19 protein-coding genes and 1 pseudogene are annotated in these 22,005 nt (G+C 66.3%); 6 read left to right on the top strand and 14 right to left on the bottom strand.

The genetic code is table 11. From position 1 onward, the window contains the following. Positions 1 to 21 precede the first annotated feature (21 nt). From HTS88_RS04620 to speB, 8 genes and pseudogenes are all read right to left on the bottom strand, one after another. On the bottom strand, positions 22 to 255 hold the full coding sequence (locus tag HTS88_RS04620) for a PLDc N-terminal domain-containing protein (RefSeq protein ID WP_104186210.1): 234 nt from the start codon (positions 253 to 255) through the stop codon (positions 22 to 24). Between the two features lie 77 nt (positions 256 to 332). Next, on the bottom strand, positions 333 to 749 hold the full coding sequence (locus HTS88_RS04625) for an acyl-CoA thioesterase (RefSeq protein WP_174176047.1): 417 nt from the start codon (positions 747 to 749) through the stop codon (positions 333 to 335). A gap of 38 nt (positions 750 to 787) precedes the next feature. Next, entirely contained in the window at positions 788 to 2,863 is a 2,076-nt protein-coding gene (locus tag HTS88_RS04630) for an ABC transporter ATP-binding protein (RefSeq protein ID WP_281358995.1), read from the bottom strand. Beyond that, the gene (locus tag HTS88_RS04635; protein ID WP_174175953.1) at positions 2,860 to 4,593 is read right to left on the bottom strand and encodes an ABC transporter ATP-binding protein; all 1,734 of its coding nucleotides are present in this window, start codon (positions 4,591 to 4,593) and stop codon (positions 2,860 to 2,862) included. The genes HTS88_RS04630 and HTS88_RS04635 overlap by 4 nt, the downstream gene beginning before the upstream one ends. A gap of 180 nt (positions 4,594 to 4,773) precedes the next feature. After that, a pseudogene (locus HTS88_RS04640) lies at positions 4,774 to 6,309 on the bottom strand (MFS transporter); the annotation flags it as partial. Positions 6,310 to 6,379: 70 nt separating this feature from the next. Continuing rightward, a complete protein-coding gene (locus HTS88_RS04645; protein WP_066280320.1) occupies positions 6,380 to 6,853 on the bottom strand; it encodes a MarR family winged helix-turn-helix transcriptional regulator in 474 nt (157 codons plus the stop codon). Between the two features lie 151 nt (positions 6,854 to 7,004). Then, positions 7,005 to 8,723, bottom strand: coding sequence for a thiamine pyrophosphate-binding protein (locus HTS88_RS04650; protein WP_217432200.1), 1,719 nt, complete (start codon positions 8,721 to 8,723; stop codon positions 7,005 to 7,007). 4 nt (positions 8,724 to 8,727) lie between these two features. Beyond that, positions 8,728 to 9,792 carry an agmatinase gene (speB, locus tag HTS88_RS04655; RefSeq protein WP_174175955.1) on the bottom strand — a complete coding sequence of 355 codons (1,065 nt, stop codon included), beginning with the start codon at positions 9,790 to 9,792 and terminating at the stop codon, positions 8,728 to 8,730. A 275-nt stretch (positions 9,793 to 10,067) separates the two neighbouring features. Between speB and HTS88_RS04660 the strand changes: the two genes are divergently transcribed. Further along, a complete protein-coding gene (locus HTS88_RS04660; protein WP_246255979.1) occupies positions 10,068 to 10,448 on the top strand; it encodes an endonuclease domain-containing protein in 381 nt (126 codons plus the stop codon). Between the two features lie 132 nt (positions 10,449 to 10,580). Here the strand turns inward: HTS88_RS04660 and HTS88_RS04665 are convergent, their stop codons facing one another. After that, positions 10,581 to 11,156 (bottom strand): helix-turn-helix domain-containing protein, encoded by a 576-nt coding sequence (locus HTS88_RS04665; RefSeq protein WP_104186205.1) that lies wholly within the window; start codon positions 11,154 to 11,156, stop codon positions 10,581 to 10,583. A 268-nt stretch (positions 11,157 to 11,424) separates the two neighbouring features. Between HTS88_RS04665 and HTS88_RS04670 the strand changes: the two genes are divergently transcribed. Further along, on the top strand, positions 11,425 to 12,942 hold the full coding sequence (locus HTS88_RS04670) for a sodium:solute symporter family protein (RefSeq protein ID WP_174175959.1): 1,518 nt from the start codon (positions 11,425 to 11,427) through the stop codon (positions 12,940 to 12,942). 100 nt (positions 12,943 to 13,042) lie between these two features. On the opposite strand, the gene HTS88_RS04675 is transcribed toward HTS88_RS04670, so the two are convergent. Further along, on the bottom strand, positions 13,043 to 13,270 hold the full coding sequence (locus HTS88_RS04675; protein ID WP_174175961.1) for a hypothetical protein: 228 nt from the start codon (positions 13,268 to 13,270) through the stop codon (positions 13,043 to 13,045). Between the two features lie 277 nt (positions 13,271 to 13,547). On the opposite strand from HTS88_RS04675, the gene HTS88_RS04680 reads away from it, so the two are divergent. Continuing rightward, positions 13,548 to 14,687 (top strand): VIT1/CCC1 transporter family protein, encoded by a 1,140-nt coding sequence (locus HTS88_RS04680; RefSeq protein ID WP_246255997.1) that lies wholly within the window; start codon positions 13,548 to 13,550, stop codon positions 14,685 to 14,687. Continuing rightward, positions 14,687 to 15,619: a matrixin family metalloprotease gene (locus HTS88_RS04685; RefSeq protein ID WP_174175965.1), complete on the top strand. Its 933-nt coding sequence runs from the start codon at positions 14,687 to 14,689 to the stop codon at positions 15,617 to 15,619. The genes HTS88_RS04680 and HTS88_RS04685 overlap by 1 nt, the downstream gene beginning before the upstream one ends. Before the next feature lie 20 nt (positions 15,620 to 15,639). Here HTS88_RS04685 and HTS88_RS04690 read toward each other — a convergent pair whose 3' ends face one another. Next, positions 15,640 to 16,779: an LOG family protein gene (locus tag HTS88_RS04690; RefSeq protein ID WP_174175967.1), complete on the bottom strand. Its 1,140-nt coding sequence runs from the start codon at positions 16,777 to 16,779 to the stop codon at positions 15,640 to 15,642. 171 nt (positions 16,780 to 16,950) lie between these two features. Here HTS88_RS04690 and HTS88_RS04695 point away from each other — a divergent pair, with 171 nt between their 5' ends. Then, positions 16,951 to 17,691: a GntR family transcriptional regulator gene (locus tag HTS88_RS04695; RefSeq protein WP_174175969.1), complete on the top strand. Its 741-nt coding sequence runs from the start codon at positions 16,951 to 16,953 to the stop codon at positions 17,689 to 17,691. 18 nt (positions 17,692 to 17,709) lie between these two features. Next, positions 17,710 to 18,603, top strand: coding sequence for a 5-deoxy-glucuronate isomerase (iolB, locus tag HTS88_RS04700; protein ID WP_174175971.1), 894 nt, complete (start codon positions 17,710 to 17,712; stop codon positions 18,601 to 18,603). Positions 18,604 to 18,851: 248 nt separating this feature from the next. Here iolB and HTS88_RS04705 read toward each other — a convergent pair whose 3' ends face one another. Genes HTS88_RS04705 through HTS88_RS04715 form a run of 3 tightly spaced genes read right to left on the bottom strand, consistent with a single transcriptional unit; the run spans position 18,852 to position 21,924 of the window. After that, positions 18,852 to 19,883, bottom strand: a complete 1,032-nt coding sequence (locus HTS88_RS04705) for a Gfo/Idh/MocA family protein (protein WP_174175973.1) — start codon at positions 19,881 to 19,883, stop codon at positions 18,852 to 18,854. Further along, the gene (locus tag HTS88_RS04710; RefSeq protein WP_246255981.1) at positions 19,880 to 20,929 is read right to left on the bottom strand and encodes a Gfo/Idh/MocA family protein; all 1,050 of its coding nucleotides are present in this window, start codon (positions 20,927 to 20,929) and stop codon (positions 19,880 to 19,882) included. The genes HTS88_RS04705 and HTS88_RS04710 overlap by 4 nt, the downstream gene beginning before the upstream one ends. Further along, a complete protein-coding gene (locus HTS88_RS04715) occupies positions 20,929 to 21,924 on the bottom strand; it encodes a Gfo/Idh/MocA family oxidoreductase (protein ID WP_174175975.1) in 996 nt (331 codons plus the stop codon). Before HTS88_RS04715 ends, HTS88_RS04710 begins: the two co-directional genes overlap by 1 nt. Positions 21,925 to 22,005: the final 81 nt, after the last annotated feature.

A 22,005-nucleotide genomic window follows, 5' to 3' on the forward strand; every position in this document is an offset into this window, starting at 1 on the left:
CCCCCGGCAGCTCCGGTGCCGCTACTTGCCTGCGCCGGGACGCTTCCGGCCGAAGGTGAAGTAGCCCACGGGGCCGATGAAGTTGATGAAGGATGCTGCCCGCCATGCGGCCTTGGGGCCATTGATGAGCGCCGCGGGCCGCTTCGAAATGTCCCGCTGCGCCGCCACCAGCAGGGACACCTGCGCGATGGCCACCAGGATGGTGCCGGCCTTTGCTGACGGGGACATTTCTTTCCAGGTCTTTTTCTGGGCCATGTTTGCTCCTTGTATAGGTTCTCAGTTTCCGATGCTTGCTGCTCCCGCGCAACGGGGCGTGTGCCGGCGCATCCGCGTCACGCCGTGAAAGGCGCCAGGCGTTCCTTCTGTTCAGGCGTCAGCCGCTGCACGCGGCCCGTGGCCTCGTCCACGAATGCCAGGTGGCTGCTCGCCCTGACGCAGTCCTCCAGGGTGACGGGGTCCTGGATGAGGTAGTGGATATCGAAGCTGGCCCCTTTGACGGCGCCAATCCACACCTGCACCACGGCCGGCACGTTCCGGTACTCGAGGGTCCTGACGTACCGGATCTTGTGGTCCACCACCAAAGCCATGGTGCCTTCCGGGACGTCATTGAACAGCGAGACATGCGGATCAATTCCGGGCGCGCCGGCACCGCGGGGCGGGCCGAAGGCCGCGATGCGGGCCTCCTCAAGCATCCGGACAATCTGGACGTTGTTGATGTGCCCGTAAGCGTCCATGTCTCCCCAGCGCATGGGGACAAGGACCTCGATCCGCTGGCTTCCGTTGGTGCTCAACTGTGCACCGCCGTCGAATCGTCCACCGGGACGTCCCCTGCATCCGCCCCGGCGAACTGGGACATGTACAGGCGGTAGTACGCGCCCCGTGCAGCGAGGAGGACCTTGTGGTTCCCCTGCTCCACGATCCTGCCGTTCTCCATCACCAGGATGGTGTCGGCGTCGCGGATCGTTGAGAGCCTGTGGGCAATCACAAAGCTGGTGCGGTCCGTGCGGAGCGCGGCCATGGCCTTCTGCACCAGCAGCTCGGTGCGCGTGTCAACGGAACTGGTGGCCTCGTCGAGGATCAGCAGCGAGGGATTCGCCACGAAGGCCCGGGCGATGGTGATCAGCTGTTTTTCGCCGGCGCTGACGTTGTTGCCTTCCTCGTCGATGACCGTGTTGTAGCCCTCCGGCAGGGCCCTCACGAAGCGGTCCACGAAAGTGGCCTTGGCGGCCGCCATCACCTGATCCTCCGTGGCTTCAAGGTTGCCGTAGCGGATGTTGTCGTAGATGGACCCGCCGAACAGCCAGGCATCCTGCAGCACCATGCCCACCTTGGAGCGGAGCTCGGAGCGGCTGAGGTGGGTGATGTCCACGCCGTCCAGCATGATGGAGCCGGCATTGAGCTCATAGAACCTCATGACCAGGTTGACCAGGGTGGTCTTTCCGGCGCCGGTCGGCCCCACGATGGCCACGGTGTTTCCCGGTTCGGCGGTGAAGGACAGGTCCTCGATCAGCTTCTTGTCCTCCGTGTAGCTGAAGGTGACGCTGTTGAAGTCAACGTGCCCGTCAGTCCTGGCCGGGAGGTGCTCGGTGGCGGTTTCCTCATCCTGCTCATCGGCGTCGAGGAACTCGAAGACCCGTTCAGCGGAGGCCACGCCGGACTGCAGCATGTTTGCCATGCCGGCCATCTGGCCCAGCGGCTGCGTGAACTCGCGGGAGTACTGGATGAATGCGGTGGCGTCGCCCAGGGACATGGACCCGGAAGCCACCCGCAAGCCGCCCACCACGGCGATGCCCACGTAGCTGAGGTAGGAGACGAACTGCATGACCGGGAAAATGATGCCGGAGACGAACTGCGCCCCGAAGCTGGCCTTGTACAGTTCCTCGTTGCGTTCCTCGAACCGTTCCAGCATGTCCGCGTCGCGGCCGAACACCCGCACCAGGTCATGCCCCGAGAAGGATTCCTCGATCTGCCCGTTCAGCGCGCCCGTGTTCTTCCACTGGGCGGCAAAGAGCTTCTGGCTGCGCACGCCGATCATGCCCGCTGCCACCCCCGAGAGGGGAAGGGCAACCAGCGCTATCAGGGCCAGCTGCCAGGACACGATGAACATCATCACCACGATGCCGACGACGGTCAGCAACGAGTTGATGAGCTGGGCGAAGGCCTGCTGGAGCGCCTGCTGGATGTTGTCGACGTCGTTCGTTACCCGGGACAGCACGTCGCCGCGCTGGCGGGTGTCGAAGTAGTTGAGCGGGAGGCGGTTCAGCTTCCGTTCGGTGTCATCGCGGAGCCGCCGGATCACCTTCATCACGATGCGGTTCAGCACGTAGCCCTGCAGCCAGAGGAAGATATTGGCCACGAAGTACATCAGCAGGACCACTGCAATGAGCATGCTGAGCTTGTCGAAGTTGATGCCGGTGCCCGGCACCAGTTCCATCCGGGAAACCATGTCTGCAAAGTTGTCCTGGCCCTGCTGGCGCAGACCGTCCACGAACTGTTCCTTGCTGCCGCCGGCCGGAAGCTGCTTTCCCACCACTCCGGCAAAGATGACGTCCATGGCCTGGCCCAGGATCTTGGGGGCGATGACGTTCAGGACCACGGCGATCACCACCATGCCCACCACCACGTAAATGCCCAGGGCCTCAGGCTTCAGCAGCCCCATGAGCCGCTTGGCGGAGGGCCAGAAGTGCTGGGCCTTCTTGGCGGGCATCCCGCCGAACATGTCTCCGTCGGCCTCGGAGGGCTTGAATTCCTCCTCCACGAAGTCGTCGTCCTCGACGGATCCCTCCACCAGCTCCGCGTCGGGGGCGTCCTGGGCAGCTGATGTTTCGCTGATCTCGGTGGAGTCCTTCCTGCGGGCGCTCATGCCATCTCCTCCACGCTCAGCTGGGATTCAACGATTTCCTGGTAGGTGGGCGAGGTTTCCAGGAGTTCCTGGTGCGTACCGCGGTCCACGATGCGTCCGTTGTCCAGCACCAGGATCTGGTCCGCCTCGGTGATGGTGGAGATCCGCTGCGCCACGATGATCACGGTGGCGTCTGCGGTGATGCCTTTCAGCGCGGCCCGGAGCCGGGCATCGGTGGCCACGTCCAGTGCGGAGAACGAATCGTCGAAGAGGTACACGCGGGGCCTGCTCACGAGTGCCCGGGCGATGCAGAGGCGCTGGCGCTGGCCGCCGGAGACGTTGGTCCCGCCCTGGGAGATGCGGGATCCGAGGCCGTTTTTCTTGGCACGGACGAACTCGTCGCCCTGCGCCACCTGCAGCGCTTCCCACAGTTCCTGGTCCGTGGCATCGGTTTTTCCGAACCTCATGTTGTGCTCGATGGTGCCGGAGAAGAGGTAGGGCCGCTGGGGCACCAGGGCCACCCGCCGGGTGATGTCGGCCCGGTCCATCCTGCTGACCGGGACCCCGTCCAGCAGCACCTCCCCCTCGGCGGGGTCGTAAAGCCGCGGCAGGAGGGACAGGAGGGAGGTTTTCCCCGAGCCTGTGGAACCGATGATCGCGATGGTCTGGCCGGGCTGCGCCGTGAAGCTGATGTTGCTCAGTACCGGCGACTCAGCGCCAGGGTAGGCGAAGGTGACGTTCCGGTACTCCACCACGCCGGCCAGCGTGCCCGGCACCTCCGGGTGTTCCGGATCGTGGATGGAGGGCTCGACGTCGAGCAGCTCGCCTATACGGTCCGCGCAGACTGACGCGCGCGGGATCATCATGGCCATGAAGGTGCCCATCATGACGGCCATCAGGATTTGGAGCAGGTACTGCAGGAAGGCGGTCAGGGCGCCCACCTGCATCTCGCCTGAGTCCACGCGCTGCCCGCCAAACCACAGCACGGCCGCGGTGGACAGGTGGAGGATCATGCCGATGGCAGGGAACATCAGGACAAACAGGGCGCCGATCTTCAGCGAGACATCCGTCAGTTCCTTGTTCGCTCCGCCAAACCGCTGCGTTTCATACGGTTCCCGGACGAAGGCGCGGACCACCCGGATGCCGATGATCTGCTCGCGCAGGACGGCGTTGATGCGGTCGATCTTTTTCTGCATGGACCGGAACAGCGGCATGAGCCGGACCACCAGGTATCCAACCACCACGGTGAGGAGGGGCACCGACACCCACACCAGCCAGGACAGGTTGAGGTCCTCGCGCAGCGCCATGATGATGCCGCCGATGCACATGATGGGCGTTGCCACCATGAAGTTCAGCCCCATCAGCACAAGCATCTGGACCTGCTGGACGTCGTTGGTGCCGCGGGTGATGAGCGTCGGGGCACCAAAGGCATTGACGTCCATGGCAGAGAAGCTGGTGACCTTGCGGAACACCCCGCGGCGCAGGTCGCGGCCCATGGCCATGGCGGTCTTCGAGCCGAAGTAGACACCCGCAATGGCGGTGCCCACCTGGATGAACGCCACCGCCAGCATCACCGCACCCGTCCGCCAGATGAAGTCGGTGTCCCCGCGGGAGACCCCCTGGTCGATGATCTGGGCGTTCAGGCTGGGCAGGTATAGCGCCGCGATGGTGGACGCCAGCTGGAACACAATGACGGCCGCGATAAACGGCCTATACGGCCTGGAAAACCGCCGTATGAGGGTGAGGAGCATGCCCACGTGTCCTTAGTGATGAGTTTGATGATGGGTTCGCAAAGAGTAGGAGGCTTAAGTAGTAGCAGCCGGGGCCGACATCCTCAGCCTTCCCACTCTACGAAACTCCTTCCCGTGGTGAAACAGGCCCCGGGAAAGATCATCCGCGGGGAGTACCCCTCAGGGTCACCTGCCTGCCGTGGCGAGCTCCGCCGTCGTGCCCTTATCCCCGGCACCCGGCTGGATGTCCACCGTGCGCCGGAGGGGCTTCTCCTTGATAAACAGCACGGACACCAGCGCCACGACGGCCACGGCAGCCGAGATCAGGAACACCTCCGCCGTGGCGTCACCATAGGCAGCCCGCATGATGTCGCGGACAGGTTCCGGCATGTGCGCCAGGTCCATGCTGGCACCGGCCGCGCCTCCCTCAACGGGGATGCCTGCGGTTGCCAAGCCCTGCGTGGCCAGCTCGCTCACCCGGTTGGCCAGGATGGCGCCCAGGACGGAGACACCGATGGCGCCGCCCACGGACCGGAAGAAGGCAACCGAGGCACTTGCCGTGCCGATGTCTGACGCCCGGACAGTGTTCTGCACGGCCAGGACAAGGTTCTGCATCAGCATGCCCAGGCCGAGGCCCAGCACTGCGGTGAAGGCCCCTGCGTGCCAGAGTTCGGTGGTGTGGTCCAGGGTTCCGGACAGTCCCAGCCCGCCGATCAGCAGGATGGAGCCGGCGATCAGGTAGCCCTTCCACTTGCCCGTCCGGCTGATCAGCTGTCCGGAGACCACTGAACCGACCAGGTTTCCGGCGATCATCGGAAGGGTCAGGAGCCCGGCTTCCGTGGGGCTGGCACCGCGCGCCACCTGGAAGTACTGCCCCAGGAAGGTGGAGGACCCGAACATTGCCACGCCCACGGCCACGGAGGCGAGGATGGCCAGCGCCGTGGTGCGTTCGGAGATGATCTTGAGCGGGATGATGGGCTGCTCCACCTTGGATTCCACCAGCACCAGCAGGGCCAGCAGGAGGATTCCGCCGCCCACCATGACGGCGGTCTGCCACGAAATCCAGTCGTAGTAGGCGGGATTGCCGGCGAACGAGACCCAGATCAGCAGGAGGCTCACGCCGGAGGTCAGCAGGATGGAGCCCAGCCAGTCAATCTTGGCGGGTCGGCGCACGTGGCTGATCTTGAGGGTGACCTGCAGCAGGATGAGGGCGACGACGGCGAGCGGCACGCAGACGAAGAAGGTCCAGCGCCAGCCGAGCGGGCTGTCTACGATGAAGCCGCCCAGCAGCGGTCCGCCGGCGGTGCCGACTGCCATGACCGCTCCCATGTAGCCGGAGTATTTCCCGCGGTTCCGCGGCGGGATCATGGTGCCGATGATGGCCTGGGACAGGGCAGTGAGTCCGCCCATGGCCACGCCCTGGATCACGCGGGCACCCAGCAGCAGCGGGATGGTTTGGGACAGGCCGGCCATAACGGAGCCGGCCACGAAGATGATGATGCTGAGCTGGACCAGGACCTTCTTGTTGTAGAGGTCGGCGAGTTTGCCCCAGATGGGGGTGGTGGCGGCGTTGGCCAGCAGCGCGGCGGTGATGACCCAGGCGAAGTCGGTCTGCGTGCCGTGCAGGTCGGACATGATGGTGGGCAGCGCGTTGGCCACGATGGTGCTGCTGAGGATCGCCGTGAAGAAGGCGGCAAGGAGACCGGTGAGGGCTTCCATGATCTGGCGGTGGGACATCTCGGGCGGAGTGCCTGCTGGGGCGCCGGCTGATGTGGCGGGGGCGGCAGTTCTTGCCATAGGTCTGCTCCTAAGCGGTGGTTGTGATGGTGCCGGCCGCCGTTGCCCGGGCTGATTGTTTGAGTGATTCGGTGAGCTTGTGCAGGATCCTGGCCGTGTTACCGGCGTCTTCCTCGCTCCAGTCGCGCAGGTAGTCCTGCAGGACCGCCGTCCGCTGGTCCTCGATGTGGCGGAGTTTCTCCGCCCCCAGGGGCGTCAGGGCAACCAGCTGGGCACGGCCGTCGTCCGGGTCCTGCCTGCGGACCACCAGCCCATGCTCCTCCAGGTCCGCGATGTGCCGGCTGAGCACCGGCGCGCTGACTCCCAGCCGCTCAGCGAGGCGCGTGGCCCTGGCCTCCCCCTCCCCCACGAAGCGCAGCACGCCCTGGAGCGCCACACCTGTGTCCTGCCCGCGCACGCTGGCCGTGGCGATGCACCGCACCGCCCGCTGGAGATCAAAGATTTGGTACACAAGATCCGCTGCCGTATCCGGCGCTACTGCCATGGTTGAAGGGCTCCTCAGTTGTTTGCCTGAAGCAACCATATCTTAAACTCGTTGCTTTGGGAAACTAAACGCTCACGGCGGGGCACGCAAAAGGCCCCAGCTCAATGCGAGCTGGGGCCTTTGGGGCGTCCGGGTGTGGAGGAGCAGGCGGTCATTCCGCCAGGTGCGTGGGCGCAAACATCTTCAGCAGGGTTTCCACCACGACGACGTTCGGCCCGTCAGCGGCGAATCCTGCCCTCAGCGCGTCCCCCACGCCCTCCGGCGCCACCTTGACGGCAGGCACACCGAACGCCTCGGCAAGTTTGACGAAGTCCGGGCGGGCCAATTCGGTGGCCGTGGCTTTGCCGAATGCGCCCACCATGTATTCGCGGAGGATGCCGTAGCCGCCGTCGTCCACAATCAGCCAGGTGACAGGAACGTTGTGCTGCCTCGCGGTGGCAAGTTCGGAGATGGAGTACATCGAGGATCCGTCACCGGACACTGCGAGTACCCGGGCAGAGCCGGAGGGCCTGCCAACAGTTTCGAGTCCCACGGCCGCGCCGATGGCTGCCGGGAACCCGAAGCCCAGCCCGCCGGCGCCCTGGGCTGAATGGAACTGGCCCTCGCGGGCGTCCCAGCAGCTCCAGCCCCAGTAGGCCGCGATGGTCATGTCCCAGAAGGTCTGCATGTCCGCCGGCACCGCCTCGCGGATGTCCGCCATGAACTTCAGTTCCTTGGACAGGTCCTGCGACTCCAGGCGTGCGCGGACCTTCGCCAGGGATTCCCTGACCAGCTCCTCGGGCGGTTTTCCGTGCCAGATCGGCATTGTCCGGCCCGCCCCGGCGTCCAGGGCTTCATCAAGGGCGGCGAGCGCCTGGCCTGCGTCTGCCCGGATGCCCAGCCCGGGACGGTTGGACTCCAGGACCCTCGGTTCGGCGTCGATCTGGATAATCCGGCCGCGGGGCTCAAACGTGAAGTAGTTGGAGGTAACCTCGCCCAGGGATGATCCGATCACCACCAGGACATCCGCGTCCTCCAGCAGGTCGGTCATGTAGCGGTCCTCGATCCAGGACTGCAGCGAGAGCTCATGGCTCCAGGGAAAGGCACCGTTCCCGCCCGGAGTGCAGATCACGGGAGCACGAAGCTTCTCGGCAATCGAGAGCAGGGACTTTTCGGCCCGGCCCCGCCGCGTGCCGCCGCCGGCGATGATGGCCGGACGTTCCGCGGACTGCAGCCACTTCACGGCTTCCCGGACCAGCTCCACCCGGGGTGGATTGTCCGCCGCCTCGGCGAGCGCATCCTCCACCGGGGGCACCATGATGGGATCGAGCAGGACGTTCTGCGGAATCTCCAGCCAGACCGGACCCTGGGGCGAGGAGATCGCCTCGGTCCAGGCGTCCTGGATGGCAGAGGGGATGCCGGAGGCGTGCTGGATCAGCCGCTGGCTCTTGGTGACGTTGGCCGCGGACGCCTTCTGGTCATCGAGCTGGTGCAGCATGCCCTTGCGCCTGGCCCCCAGGCCCTCGAGCGGGATCTGGCTGGCCACCACAACCATGGGAACCCCCGTGGCGTAGGCTTCCTGCAGCCCGGCCAGGGACGTCAGCGCGCCGGGACCGGTGGACAGGAACAGGACACCCACCTCGCCCGTTGCGCGGGAATACCCGTCCGCGGCGAATGCACTGTTGTTTTCCACCCGTGAAGAGACGAACTGCAGGTTGCCGCGGCCCATGGCGTCGAAGAGGCCCAGGGCATGCTGGCCGGGGATGCCAAAGACGGTCTTGGCGCCCAGCGCCTCAAGGGTTTCGACGACGAGGTCCCCGCCGTTGCGCACACCCTCGCCCGGATTCTTTTCAGCCTGTGCTGCCGCCCCATCCGCAGTGACGTCGCCCATCCGGCTACTCCTTGCCTGCCGGTGCGAACCCCGCCGGACGGCGGGATTCCTGGCCCAGGGCCTGGGCGGCGTACCCGTTGGCCGCTCCAAAGCGGTCCCCTGCCACGGCGTTGTCGGCCATCAGCGTGACCAGTTCGTAGGCGACATGGCTGGCGGCCACGCCGGTGATCTCGGCATAGTCGTAGGCGGGGGCCACCTCCACGATGTCCGCTCCCACGAGGTTCATGCCTCGGAAGCCGCGGATGATTTCCAGAAGCTCGCGGCTGGTGATGCCGCCGGCCTCGGGAGTGCCGGTGCCCGGGGCGTGGGCGGGGTCCAGGACGTCGATGTCAACGGAGATGTACAGCGGGCGGTTGCCGATCCGGTCACGGACCTTCGCCACCGTTTCCAGGACGCCCTGGTAGTAGACATCGGCAGAGGTGACGATGCCGAACCCAAAGCGATGGTCGTCGTCGAGGTCCTTTTTACCGTAGAGGGGGCCGCGTGTGCCGATGTGGCTGATGGCTTCCGTGTCCAGGATGCCTTCCTCGACGGCGCGGCGGAACGGGGTGCCGTGCGTGTACTCGGCTCCAAAGTAGGTGTCCCAGGTATCCAGGTGCGCATCAAAGTGCAGCATGGCGATGGGCCCGCCGGCACGCTCGGCAGCGGCGCGGAGGAGCGGCAGGGCGATGGTGTGGTCGCCGCCCAGGGTCACCAGCTTGCCGCCGCCTGCCGTGAGGTCCAGGGCGTTCTGCTGGATGGTTTCGATGGCCTCGTTGATGTTGAAGGGGTTGACGGCCATGTCCCCGGCGTCGGCTACCTGGATGTTCTCGAAGGGGCTGACGTCCCATGCCGGGTTGTACGGGCGCAGGAGCCGGCTTGCTTCACGGACGTGGTTTGCACCGAAGCGGGCCCCCGGGCGGTACGAGACGCCGGAATCGAAAGGCACACCCACCACCGTGACGTCGGCCTTGGCCACCTGGTCCAGGCGGGGAAGGCGGGCATAGGTGGCGGCTCCCGCGTAACGGGGAATCCTGGATGAATCGATGGGGCCAAGGTTGCCGTTGGCTTCGATGCGCAGCTCTTCCAATGGAGGCCTCTCCTTCGAGGAGTTGAGGGACTGGTGTGACTGCAATCATACAGGTGGTTTCCCTATGTGCATCACTTGTTTACTGACCGATCCGGGAACTATCCTCGCCCCTCCGACCATGAGCGTTCCTCCCCAGTTGCCCCGGGCCCCTCCCCTTCCGCACTACGCAAACCCGCGGGCGGGGGCGCTCTGCCGTGCTGCACGCACTGGGATGCCTTCCGCGGCCGGCGTCAACCGCCCTGGCGACATCGGCCATCCGTCTCTACAGCCTGCCGTTGGAGCTTCTGAAACAGGAACTCCGCGCGGACCGGTCCGCGCCGGTACTGCGGGCCCTCCGGGACCTGGATCTCCGCGCCGAATCCATCGTTGAAGTGGACGCCCAGCATCTTTTCCGGTTGAACGGCATCGACTTTGACGCGCAGGTCCACTTACCCGGAATCGGACGGGTGGACTTCCTCCTCAACGGCTTCCTTATCGTGGAGATCGACGGCTACGCGTTCCACTCCAAGCGTGCCGACATGCTCAGGGACCGGGACAGGAACAATTCCTCCACGGTTAACGGCTATGCCGTTCTCCGATACATGCCCGAGCACATCTGGTTCAACCCAGAGCAGGTTGTCTCCGAGATCAGGGCTGCCCTGGCATCCCGAGGCTGACCGGCGGACGCTCCCGCCCAGTTTCCTGCGGTGGCCGAGGGCCGGCCGGGCGCGGTGCAGCGCAAATCCGCGGAGCGCGGCCCGGCAACCGGGCGGGAGCGCACAGGGCGGCCGGGACCACCAGGCAGAAACTCAGCGGCTGGCGGCCGGCACCAGGACCCAGAGAACCTCGACGGGCTTGTCGGTGGGGTTGATCCAGGTGTGCGGCTCGCGGCCGGGAAAGGTGACGGTGTCCCCTGCACTGAGGTCGTATTCCTCGTTGGTGAGGATCAACCGGATACTGCCCTTGATCACATGCAGGACGTCAACGTCGCAGTCCACAGCGTAGAGCTCGGATTCGCCGCGGCCGTGCGGTTCGATGCAGGCCTGGATGATCTGGACGCGCCGTTCCGAGCGGGCGGTGAGGAGCCGCTCCACGATGCCCTGGCCGCCCAGCGAGATCCGCGGCCCGTCATTGCGCTTGGTCAGGTGCGTCTCGGGCGCCGCAAAGAGGTCTCCCACCGAGACCGAGAGGACCTGGCACAGCGTGACCAGGGAGGCCACGGACGGGGATGTAAGGTCGCGCTCCACCCTGCTGAGGAATCCCTTGGTCAGCCCCGTCGCGTCAGCAACCTGCTCAATGGTCAGCCGCTGCGACTGCCGGGCGGCCCGGATCCTCGAGCCGATAGCCACTGGAACGTTGCTCGGCTCAACTGGCAGTGCCTTCATCTACGAACCTTTCATGGCCGGCAGCCCGGCCCCACTTTGGAGCAATACTAGTGGCCGGCCCCTTCTGTGACGCCTCATTGCACGCGTGGCCCGTGGCCCAACGCGGTCTTGACTGTTATCACCGTCACAGCCTACGCTTTGGAAACACTTGTTGCCTATAGAGCAATAGCCGAGAATCCCCTCTCACTCCCCAAAATCCCGCAGCGGCGCCCGGTCCACCGTCACTCCGGCGTGCGCCACGCTGCCAACACGCTCCAAGGAGCCCAACATGGATGCAAGTTTCATCAACATCGCCATCGTGGTGGTGTACCTGCTCGCGATGCTGGCCTTCGGCTGGTGGGGCAAGTCCCGCACCAAGAACAACAGCGACTTCCTGGTGGCCGGCCGCCGCCTTGGGCCCTTCCTCTATACCGGGACCATGGCCGCCGTCGTCCTGGGCGGCGCCTCCACCGTGGGCGGTGTGGGCCTCGGCTATAAATTCGGCATCTCCGGCATGTGGCTGGTGGTGGCCATCGGCGCCGGCGTCCTGCTGCTGAGCCTCCTCTTTGCCGGAACCATCCAAAAGCTGAAGATCTATACGGTCTCCCAGATGCTTACCCTGCGCTACGGCAGCAGGGCCACGGAGGCCTCCGGGATTGTGATGCTCGCCTACACCCTCATGCTGTGTGCCACATCCACCGGCGCCTACGCCACCATCTTCGTGGTGCTCTTCGACTGGGAGCGCCCGATTGCGATAGCCGTCGGCGGAGCCATCGTGCTGGTCTACTCGACGGTGGGCGGCATGTGGTCCATCACCCTGGCCGACCAGGTGCAGTTCATCATCAAGACCGTGGGCATCTTCTTCCTGATGCTGCCCTTCACGCTCAACGCGGCGGGTGGCTTTGAGGGGATCCGCAGCCGGGTGGACGAGAGTTTCTTCCAGATCGACGGCATCGGCGTCCAGACGATCATCACGTACTTCGTTGTCTACACCCTGGGCCTGCTGATCGGCCAGGACATCTGGCAGCGCGTCTTCACGGCGAAGACCCCCACTGTGGCACGCTGGGGCGGCGCCACCGCAGGCATCTACTGCATCCTCTACGGAGTTGCCGGCGCCCTGATCGGCATGGCCGCGAGCGTAGCCCTTGCCGGCGTCGACATCGCAGTCAAGGACGACGTCTACGCGGAGGTGGCCCAGACGCTGCTTCCCGTCGGCATCGGCGGGCTGGTCCTGGCAGCAGCCGTGGCAGCGATGATGTCCACCGCGTCAGGCGCCCTCATCGCCGCCGCAACCGTGGCCCGTGCCGACGTCCTGCCGTTCGTTGCCAGCTGGTTCGGCAAGGACATCAACACGGACGACTCGGACAACCCCGAGCACGACGTCAAGGCCAACCGCATCTGGGTCCTCGCGCTGGGAATCATCGCCATCGTCATCGCCATCATCACCAAGGACGTGGTGGCAGCCCTGACCATTGCCTACGACATCCTGGTGGGCGGCCTCCTCGTGGCGATCCTCGGCGGCCTGGTCTGGAAGCGCGGTACGGGCATCGCTGCGGCTGCATCCATGGCCGTGGGTTCCGTGGTGACGCTGGGCACCATGATTATCCTGGAAATCAACGCCGAGGCGCCGCTGGACGGCATCTACGCGAACGAGCCCATCTACTACGGCCTGCTGGCGTCCGCCCTGGTCTACGTTGCGGTTTCCCTGCTGAGCAAACCGACCGACCCGCAGGTAATGCGCAACTGGCAGCGCCGGGTGGCAGGACAGGCCGCAGAAGAAGCGCCCCTTCCCACCGCTGCCCGCTAGGCCCCGGCAGGATAGGACAACAGGAGCAACGCACGACGGCGGCACCTCCCCTTCGCTTTCCGGTGAAGGGGAGGTGCCGCCGTCGTTGTGTCCCGGTTTCCTAGTCGGTTTCGCGGACCTCGTCAGGGTCATCCAGCGGGACCACGCGGTCCTCGGCGTCGACCACGACGGGAGGCACCTGGACCACCGGCTCTTCCTCGTCCAGGAGTTCGTCCTCGGTATCCCAGTCGTCCTCAACTACCGGTGCATCCTCGGCGTAGTCATAGGCGGGATCCGCCTCTACGGCATCCAGGTGCGGCATGTCCGGGTGCTGTCCGGTGGTGCTCATGATTGAACCTCCGTTTGTTCGCCTGACGTGCTCTTTCAGTGAGGGCGCTGGACGCGCCACACCTTCATCACAGCACCGCACTGCAGAGGGGTCAATAGCGTGCCGCGGGACCCAGGGATCCCGCCTTGTTTAAGGCACACCGAAATATCCGGAGGAGGCTAACCGGCCAAAAATCCGCGGATTTTCGCAGTAAGCTTGCACTGCAATGGGGCCGCACCATGCCCCATCCAGCCCAGGAGTTTCCGTGTCTCAGCACGCCAGGTTCAACCGCCACGCCATGCCGCAAGCGTCGCAATCCTCATCGCCCCAGGACCAAGCCGGCGCACGCCAGCAGGCCCAGCCCTCGCCGTCGGACGTCAAGCGGTGGCGGCAATACCTCGCGGACGAACGGGCGGAAGCTGCCGTCTACCGGGACCTGGCACAGAACCGCCAGGGCGAAGAGCGCGACATCCTCCTGGCCCTGGCCGAAGCCGAGGGCCGCCATGAAGCACACTGGCTGGGACTGCTGGGGGAGCGTGCGGGCAAGCCCCGGCGTGCCTCGCTGCGCAGCCGGATGCTGGGGTTCCTGGCCCGCCACTTCGGGTCGGTGTTTGTGCTGGCCCTGGCCCAGCGCGCAGAGGGCCGCTCCCCCTACGCCAAGGACCCCAACGCCACGGATGCGATGGCGGCGGACGAGCAGATCCATGAGGAAGTGGTCCGCGGACTGGCAACCCGGGGACGCAACAGACTGGCGGGCACGTTCCGGGCCGCCGTGTTCGGCGCGAATGACGGCCTGGTCAGCAACCTGTCGCTGGTGATGGGCATGGCCGCGTCCGGTGTCGCCAGCAGTGTGGTGCTGCTCAGCGGAATCGCGGGGCTGCTGGCCGGAGCCATGTCCATGGGCGCCGGGGAGTTCATCTCAGTCCGGTCGCAGCGCGAACTGCTGGCCGCAACGCGCCCCACCCAGGTCACCCTGCTGGCGGCCCCCAAACTGGACCTGGAACACAACGAACTGCTGCTGGTGTACCTGGCCCGGGGCATGACCCAGGAAGCAGCCGAGCACCGGGTGGCCGAACGTATGGGCCTGCTGCCCTGCGACTGCGATCCCAGCCTGTCGCTGCAGCCGGAACTGCCCGACGTCGAGGACCAGCATGAAGCCGTGGGGACCGCGTGGGGCGCTGCCCTGTCCAGCTTCTGCTTCTTTGCCTCCGGCGCGATCGTTCCAATCCTGCCGTTCCTGTTTGGCCTGACCGGCGTCGCCGCCCTGGTGACGGCGGGCATTCTGGTGGGCCTCGCCCTCCTGGTCACCGGCGCCACGGTGGGCCTTCTTTCCGGCACGTCGCCATTGACGCGTGGACTCCGCCAGCTGGCCATTGGCCTAGGCGCGGCAGCCGTCACCTACCTGCTGGGGCTGGCCTTCGGCACAGTTGTGGGCTAGTGGAGAACAGGCCGCCGCGCCGCGCGCCGTCGCGCCATGCGGGGAGCAAGGCCCGCCTGGGCGTGCGCCGGGTCGTGGAGCTGCTGCTCACCGCGGCGCTGACCGCGGGTGCTGTGTTCGGAGCAGCACTGGCACTCAATGACCCGCGCTTCAAGGAGTTGCTGAACGTCCGCATCGGCCCGGGAAACGGGCAGTCCGCCGGGCAGCAGGACCCCGGCAGCGCGGGGGAAGCAGGCCAGGTACCCCAGGCCGAGGGCCGGTTGGGCGCGCCTCCCCCGGGACTGGAGGAGTCGGACGCTCCCCTGGCCGCCGCAGACCCTCCGCCGCTGGGCAGCGATTCCTACCGCTTCCTCGCCGTCAACGGGGACGGCAGCCCGGTGGGGTATTCCCCCTGCCGGCCGCTGCACTACGTCATCAATGACGAGCTCGCACCGGCCGGCTCGCAGCAGCTGGTCACGGAATCCATCGCCACCATCTCCGCCGCCACCGGCATCCGGTTCATCTACGACGGCACCACCGCAGAGCAGCCCTCCCCCCAACGCCCGCCGTACCAGCCCGGGGCCTACGGCGAGCGCTGGGCGCCGCTGCTCATCGCCTGGACAACACCGGAGGTGGCTCCGCAGCTCAAGGGCAAGGTGATCGGGACCGGGGGCAGCACCCACTTCAGTTACGACGACGGCCCCAAGGCCTTCGTCACGGGCGGGCTGGACCTGGACGCGCCACAAATCGCCGATGAACTGCTGAACCCGGACGGCCACCTGTATGCACGGGCCGTGATCCTGCATGAGCTCAGCCACGTGATGGGCCTCGACCATGTGGACGACCCCACCCAACTGATGTATCCCGAGATCGGTACCCCCGAGGGACTGTCCGCCGGGGACCTCAACGGGCTCTATGAGCTCAGCAAGGCGCAGTGCCGGAAGGATCTCTGACCGGCCGGCTGCCCCACCGCTCAGGCGGACAGCCGCAGCACCTCCACCGCCTCCTGGACAGTGTCCACCAGGAAAATCCGGTCCTCCATCGGCCGGCCGGCCGCAAGGCTTTGCAGCATGGGCCAGGCCGGGTACTGGCGTTCCCAGTGGTGCCGGCCCACCAGCACCATGGGCGTCACCTTCTCCCGCGCCCCGTAGTAGTTTTCGCACGCATCCTGGAAGATCTCCTGGACGGTGCCGGCAGCTCCGGGCAGGAACACGATCCCTCCCGTGCACAGTTCCAGCAGGATCGCCTCCCGGATGGCATTGGCAAAGTATTTTGCGATGTGCGTGGCGAAGTAGTTGGGCGGCTCGTGCCCGTAGAACCAGGTGGGGATCCCAAGCGACGGCGTACCGCCGGGAAAGCGTTCGACGACGGCTGCCGCCGCCCGCGCCCACGCGGACACCGAGGGACGGAAGCCGGGGACGGAGGCGAGGATGTCCAGCGCCGCCTGCACGCCGTCGTCGTCCACTTCATTGAGGTACGCGCCGAGGTTCGCCGCCTCCATGGCCCCCGGTCCCCCGCCGGTGGCCACCACGTGCCCATCCTGCGCCAGGAGCCTGCCCAGCAGGGCGGCCTGGGCAAATTCGGTGCTGCCGCGCTGTGCGGCATGCCCGCCCATTACACCCACCATGGCCCGGCCGTGGAACGGGCCTGTCCGGGTCACATCGTCCAGGGCGTCGCCGATGGCGTGGTCGTGCAGCGCTGAGGCCAGGGTGGCGTCCAGCCGGTGCCGCATGCCTGGCTGGATGCTCCACTGGTAGATCCGGGCGTCCGGAAGGGCTTCGTAGGGGGCGTCGGGCAGCCCGGCGTACAGCTCCTGGGGTGAGTACAAATCGGCCCGGTAGGGGTTGAAGGGCACCGTCTCCAGCCGCGGGAAGATCAGTGCTCCCCGCCGCCGCAGCACGTCCTCCACCCCGTCGTCGAAGGTGCAGCCCAGGAAGATGGCACCCTCCACGTGCAGGCGCTGCAGTGCGCCGGTCCTCCCCCTCAGGTCCAGGGACTGCGCGTGCCAGCCGCGCATGTCCACCGCACCGGCGCTGACCAGGCGGTCGAAGCTGTCCAGGTCCTGCACTTCAAGGTTGTGCGGGTGGGGGCCCACGTTTCCGGAGAGGTTCACTCTCTAAACCTAAAGCAACGCGGCCCCGCTCCCCTTGACCCGGATGGCCGGACTGCTAGGATCGGAGAAGAAGAAAAGTATGTCCTATCAAGCGAACATATAGCGGCAAAGCGGCCGTTCGCGCCCCACCCGGGCGACAACGTCCGCGACAAGGAACATGAGGGAAGTACCGTGGCGCACAACCTGGGTCTCAGCATCGACCGCTCCTCCCCCGTCCCGCTCTACCACCAGGTGGTGCAGGGAATAGAGGCCGCAATCTTCAGCGGAGTGCTGGAGCCCGGCAGTCGGCTTGATAACGAAATTGACCTGGCCGCCCAGCTGAACCTTTCCCGCCCCACGATGCGCAAAGCCATGGATGAACTGGTCCGGTCCGGGCTGCTGGTGCGCAAACGCGGCGTCGGAACCCAGGTGGTATCAAGCCAGGTGCGCCGCCCGCTTGAGCTCTCCAGCCTCTACGACGACCTCACCAACAACGGCAAGAAGCCCACCACCGACGTCCTGAGCTTCGCCCACGTGGAGGCGGACGACGCCACCCTGGCCACCCTCCAGCTTCCGGCCGGCTCCAAGGTCTACCACTTCACCCGGCTGCGGAAAGTGGCAGGCAAACCCCTGGCGCTTATGGAGAACTGGGTCCGTGACGACATCGCCGAAATGGATGAAGCCACACTGTCCGCGGAAGGCCTCTATGCCATCCTGCGCCGCGGCGGCGTCAACTTCCGGCTCGCCAACCAGCGCATCGGCGCCGTGGTGGCCAACGACTACCAGGCCTCCCTCCTCGAGACCGCGCCCGGATCCGCGCTGGTGACCATGGAGCGTACTGCCACCGATGACACCGGCCGCCGCGTGGAAACCGGGCACCACGTCTACCGCGGGGATTCCTACAGCTTTGAAATGACACTCGTACAGCGCTAACGCAAGGAGCCACCCTCCATGACCAACTGGGTCTACCCACTGGGCACCGCCACCGACGGCACGTGGGACGTCTCGATCGGTACCTCCGACTCGGCACTGTCCGTGGACGGCTGGGCACACACCGGGCTGAAAGTTGCCACGCTCGCCGCAGGGGCCGACGTCGTCCTTCCCGCCGCAGACGAGGAACGCATCGTGGTGCCCCTTAATGGATCCTTCACCGTCACGGTCGACGGCACCGCCTACCAACTGGACGGCCGCGCCTCCGTCTTCCACGGCCCCAGCGACGTTCTGTACTCCGGCACAGGACGCGCCGTCAGCATCCGCTCGGCCGATGGCGGGAGGGTAGCGGTAGCCACGGCGCCGGCGAAGGACGCGTACCCCACCCGCCTGGTGACCGCCGCCGAAACCCCGGTTGAGCTGCGTGGCGCGGGCAACTGCTCCCGCCAGGTCCACAACTTTGGCACACCGGCCGCACTGGAGGCTGACCGGTTCATCGTCTGCGAGGTCCTCACCCCCGCCGGCAACTGGTCCTCCTATCCCCCGCACAAGCACGACGAGGAGAAGGACGGCGAGACCCACCTCGAGGAGATCTACTACTTCGAGACGCGGGTGGCGGAGGGCTCGGCCGCTCCCGACGACGCGGACGCCATCGGCTACCAGCGCGTCTACGCCTCGGACGAGCGCCCCATCGACGTCTCTGCGGAGGTCCGCACCGGGGACGTTGTCCTGGTTCCCTATGGCTGGCACGGTCCTGCCATGGCCGCACCAGGGTACGACCTCTACTACCTGAACGTCATGGCCGGGCCCGGGCCCGTGCGCGAATGGCTCATCAGCGACGACCCCCACCATGGCTGGGTGCGCCGGACCTGGGACGGCCAGGACGTCGATCCGCGGCTCCCGTTCGGCGCCTGACCCCGGCATGGACGGGCGGTGGCATAGTGGAGCCTCTTCCTCGACCGCTGCCCTACACGGCCCGCCGGGAAGGCCACCTGCACGCGATGAGGCAGTTCGGCCTTGAGCCGATGCTGATGCACAGCGACGTGACGGAGCGCGGCGGGCGGGCTGTCATGGAGGCATTCCTGGCTTCCGGAGCCACCCTGCCTACGGCCATTTTGCCCACCTGCCCTGATGGTCCGGCGCTCCTCCGACCCCTCCGCCGTTTAGGCCGGGGCCAGCGCCACCTTCACCGGAAGGCCGGTGGCCAGGGACTCCTGGGCAGCATCGGCCACGCGGGAAGCGGCCACAGCGTCCTCAGGCGTACAAGGGTTGTCCCTCCGGCCGAGGACAAACTCAACGAAGGCGGCCATCTCGGATCGATAGGCCTGGTCGAAGCGCTCCGCAAACGTCCTGTGCGGCCCGCCCGAGGGGAAGCCCACTCCGGGTTCGGCCGATGCCATGGCGGTCTTCTCGTCCAGCCCCACCATAAGCGACCGGCTGGACCCCTGGATTTCCAGCCGCACATCATGGCCAGCCCCGTTGTACCGCGTCGCCGAGACTGTGCCTACCGTCCCGTCGTCGAAAGTGACTAGCGCCAGCGCGGTATCCACGTCACCGACGTCGGCGATCGCCGGGTCGCCGTTGTTCGAGCCCTTGGCATAGACCTCGACGATTTCGCGGCCGGTCAGCCAGCGCAAAATGTCGAAGTCGTGGACCGAGCAGTCCCGGAAAAGCCCGCCGGAGGTCGCGAGGAACTCGACAGGCGGCGGTGCCATGTCGCAGGTGACTGCGCGCAGGGAGTGGATCCAGCCCAGTCCGCCGGCCCGGTAAGCCCGCCTGGCTTCAAGGTAGCCGGCGTCGAAACGGCGCTGGTGTCCGATCTGGACCATGCCGTTCCTCTCCCGGATGTAGTCAAGCACCGGGAGGGCCTCCGCAACGTTCATGGCTACCGGCTTTTCACAGAAGACCGGGATTCCGGCGTCCACGCCGGCCTTGATCAGGCCGGGATGGGTGCCCGTGCCGGTGGCGATCACCAGCCCGTCCAGGCCCGACGCGAGCAGTGCTTCCACGGACGGCAGGAACTCGGCGCCCACCCTGGCAGCCACGGCCCTGGCGTGTTCTTCGGCGACGTCCGTCAGCCGGAGCCGGACGTTGATGTCCTCAGCCTTGAATGCGCCGTTGAGCATGGAGATGTTGTCCGCGTGCATGGCGCCGATACGGCCCACGCCCACCAATCCAAGAGTTATGTCCTTCACAGTTCTTCCTTTGTTCTGTCGTCGCCAGGGAAAGTGATGCCGAGGTGGCGGCGGATTTCGTCTGCTGCTTCCATGGTGCGGACGGAGGCGTCCAGCGGGCGCTCGAGGCTTTCCGTCCGACCGGCAGCGATGCAACGGGCAACTGCGGCCGCTTCGTAGTGCAAACCCTCGAAGTGCCCGCCCGCGGGTTCGTTGTGGCGCAGCTGTGTCCCGTCGGGGAAACGCACGTCAAAACCGCCGGGCATAGTGAAGGGCCCATCGATGGTCAGGGTCGCCTGGGAGCCGACAATCGTGGCAGCCGTTGGTGTGAAATTGTGCAGCTGCGTGTTCATGACAGCCTGGCTCCCGCCCGCGAATCCCATGATGGCCGAGAGTTGGGCGTGGACCCCGGATTCGTGCGGCTGTCCCAGGACATGCATCCGCTCCGGGGCGCCCAGGAGTTCGGTGATGAGCGCCAAGGGGTAGGTTCCGAGGTCCAGCAGCGGACCTCCGGCAAGTGCCGGATCGAAGATCCGGTGGGTGCGGTTGAAGTGCTCGCCGTACTCCGCCACGACGGTGGTTACGGTCCCCAGCGTTCCGGCCTCGAGAATCTGCCGGATGATGTCGAATTTCGGCAGGAAGAACGTCCACATCGCTTCGGTGGCGAAAACGCCAGCGGACCTGGCACGCGCGGCGATGTCCCGCGCCTGCTCCGCGTTGAGTCCGATGGGTTTTTCGACCAGGACATGTTTGCCTGCTTCGAGGGCGAGCAGGGCAGCGCTGTGGTGGAAATTGTGCGGCGTGGTGACATAAACGATGTCGACATCAGGAGCAGATGCCAGTTCCTCGTAGCTTCCGTACGCGGCGGGCACGCCAAACTTTTCGGCAAATTCCTTGGAGCGGGACAACGAGCGGGAACCGACGGCGGCAATCACCTGGCGCGAATGCGCCTGCACCGACTCCGTGAACCGCTCGGCAATCCACCCCGGCCCCATGATGCCCCACCGCAGCGACGGTGCGTCCTTCGAATCGGGGACGCGTGATGCCGGCAGGACGGCGGCAGCCATCAATAGATCACTTTCGTAAAGGATCCGTCACTGTGCAGTGAACGGATCATTGCCTGGCCCACCTGCGATGCCCGCAGGCCGTCCTCCCCCGTGGCGAGCGGCGGGGTGTCTCCGCGTTCCAGGGCAGAGATCCAGGCCTGGAGCTGCAGGCGGTACGCGTCGGCGAAGCGCGGGCGCCAGTCAGCGGGGATGACGGACCGCTGCTGGCCCTCGTGGTGGACCAGCAGCGCGGCGGGTTCCGGGAGGGCAGCTGTACCGCTCTCGGACACCACCTCGCAGCGGGTGGTGTAGCCATACTGCGCGTTCAGGAACAGTTCGAGGGTGGCAAGGGTGCCGTCGGCTGTCCGGAGGAGCATCAAGGCCGGGTCCTGAAGGTCTCCGGTGCTGTGCCGGGAGCTGCGCCCCGCCTGCCATGAAACTTCGGTGATGGGTGTCCCCAGCAGCCAGGGAATGATGTCGAACTCGTGGATGGCCGAATTGGTGATGGCTGATTCCGAGCCGGCACCGGGTCCCGCAGTTGCGGTGCGGCTGGTGCAGTGCACCAGCAGCGGTTCGCCGTTGCTGCGGACCCGCGTGGCTTCGCGGAGTGCTGTGTAGCCGGGATCAAACCGCCTCATGAAGCCCATCGACAGCAGCCTGGCCCCTGTTGCCGCAAGGATGTCCGCCTCAGCCTCCACCACGTCGAGGCTTTCCAGGATGGTGGGGGCCAGGGGCTTCTCGCAGAGCACGGGCGTCATAGCTTCGAAGCATTCCAGCACCAGTCCCGCATGGGTCGAGTCATGGGAAGCGATGACGACGGCGTCCACCTCGCTGGAGTTGATCAGCTCGGAAGGGTCGGTGGTGGTCCGGGCCGACGGCGGTGCAGCTGCCGCTGCCCGTCCGGCGTCGAGGTCTGCCACGAAGGTGACTTCTGCACCGTTGACGGCGGTGGTCAGGTTCCTGATGTGGTCTGCGCCCATGACGCCGGCGCCGATGACGCCCACACGGATCGGCATGTTCTCTTCCTGTCTGCTGTTCGTTGTCTGTGGGCGATGTGGAGCGGGGCCCGTCCGGCATTCCGGGGGCCCCGTTCCGGT

Source organism: Pseudarthrobacter oxydans (genome assembly GCF_013314975.1).
GTDB lineage: Bacteria > Actinomycetota > Actinomycetes > Actinomycetales > Micrococcaceae > Arthrobacter > Arthrobacter oxydans.

What these genes read in the sequence shown, in the direction of transcription:
- HTS88_RS04715 (WP_174175975.1), bottom strand. Translation starts at nt 21,924, where the DNA reads ATGCCGATCCGTGTGGGCGTCATCGGCGCCGGCGTCATGGGCGCAGAC.
- HTS88_RS04710 (WP_246255981.1), bottom strand. Translation starts at nt 20,929, where the DNA reads ATGGCTGCCGCCGTCCTGCCGGCATCACGCGTCCCCGATTCGAAGGAC.
- HTS88_RS04670 (WP_174175959.1), top strand. Translation starts at nt 11,425, where the DNA reads ATGGATGCAAGTTTCATCAACATCGCCATCGTGGTGGTGTACCTGCTC.
- HTS88_RS04650 (WP_217432200.1), bottom strand. Translation starts at nt 8,723, where the DNA reads ATGGGCGACGTCACTGCGGATGGGGCGGCAGCACAGGCTGAAAAGAAT.
- HTS88_RS04645 (WP_066280320.1), bottom strand. Translation starts at nt 6,853, where the DNA reads ATGGCAGTAGCGCCGGATACGGCAGCGGATCTTGTGTACCAAATCTTT.
- iolB (WP_174175971.1), top strand. Translation starts at nt 17,710, where the DNA reads ATGACCAACTGGGTCTACCCACTGGGCACCGCCACCGACGGCACGTGG.
- HTS88_RS04630 (WP_281358995.1), bottom strand. Translation starts at nt 2,863, where the DNA reads ATGAGCGCCCGCAGGAAGGACTCCACCGAGATCAGCGAAACATCAGCT.
- HTS88_RS04620 (WP_104186210.1), bottom strand. Translation starts at nt 255, where the DNA reads ATGGCCCAGAAAAAGACCTGGAAAGAAATGTCCCCGTCAGCAAAGGCC.
- HTS88_RS04625 (WP_174176047.1), bottom strand. Translation starts at nt 749, where the DNA reads ATGCGCTGGGGAGACATGGACGCTTACGGGCACATCAACAACGTCCAG.
- HTS88_RS04680 (WP_246255997.1), top strand. Translation starts at nt 13,548, where the DNA reads ATGCCGCAAGCGTCGCAATCCTCATCGCCCCAGGACCAAGCCGGCGCA.
- HTS88_RS04665 (WP_104186205.1), bottom strand. Translation starts at nt 11,156, where the DNA reads ATGAAGGCACTGCCAGTTGAGCCGAGCAACGTTCCAGTGGCTATCGGC.
- HTS88_RS04675 (WP_174175961.1), bottom strand. Translation starts at nt 13,270, where the DNA reads ATGAGCACCACCGGACAGCACCCGGACATGCCGCACCTGGATGCCGTA.
- HTS88_RS04635 (WP_174175953.1), bottom strand. Translation starts at nt 4,593, where the DNA reads ATGCTCCTCACCCTCATACGGCGGTTTTCCAGGCCGTATAGGCCGTTT.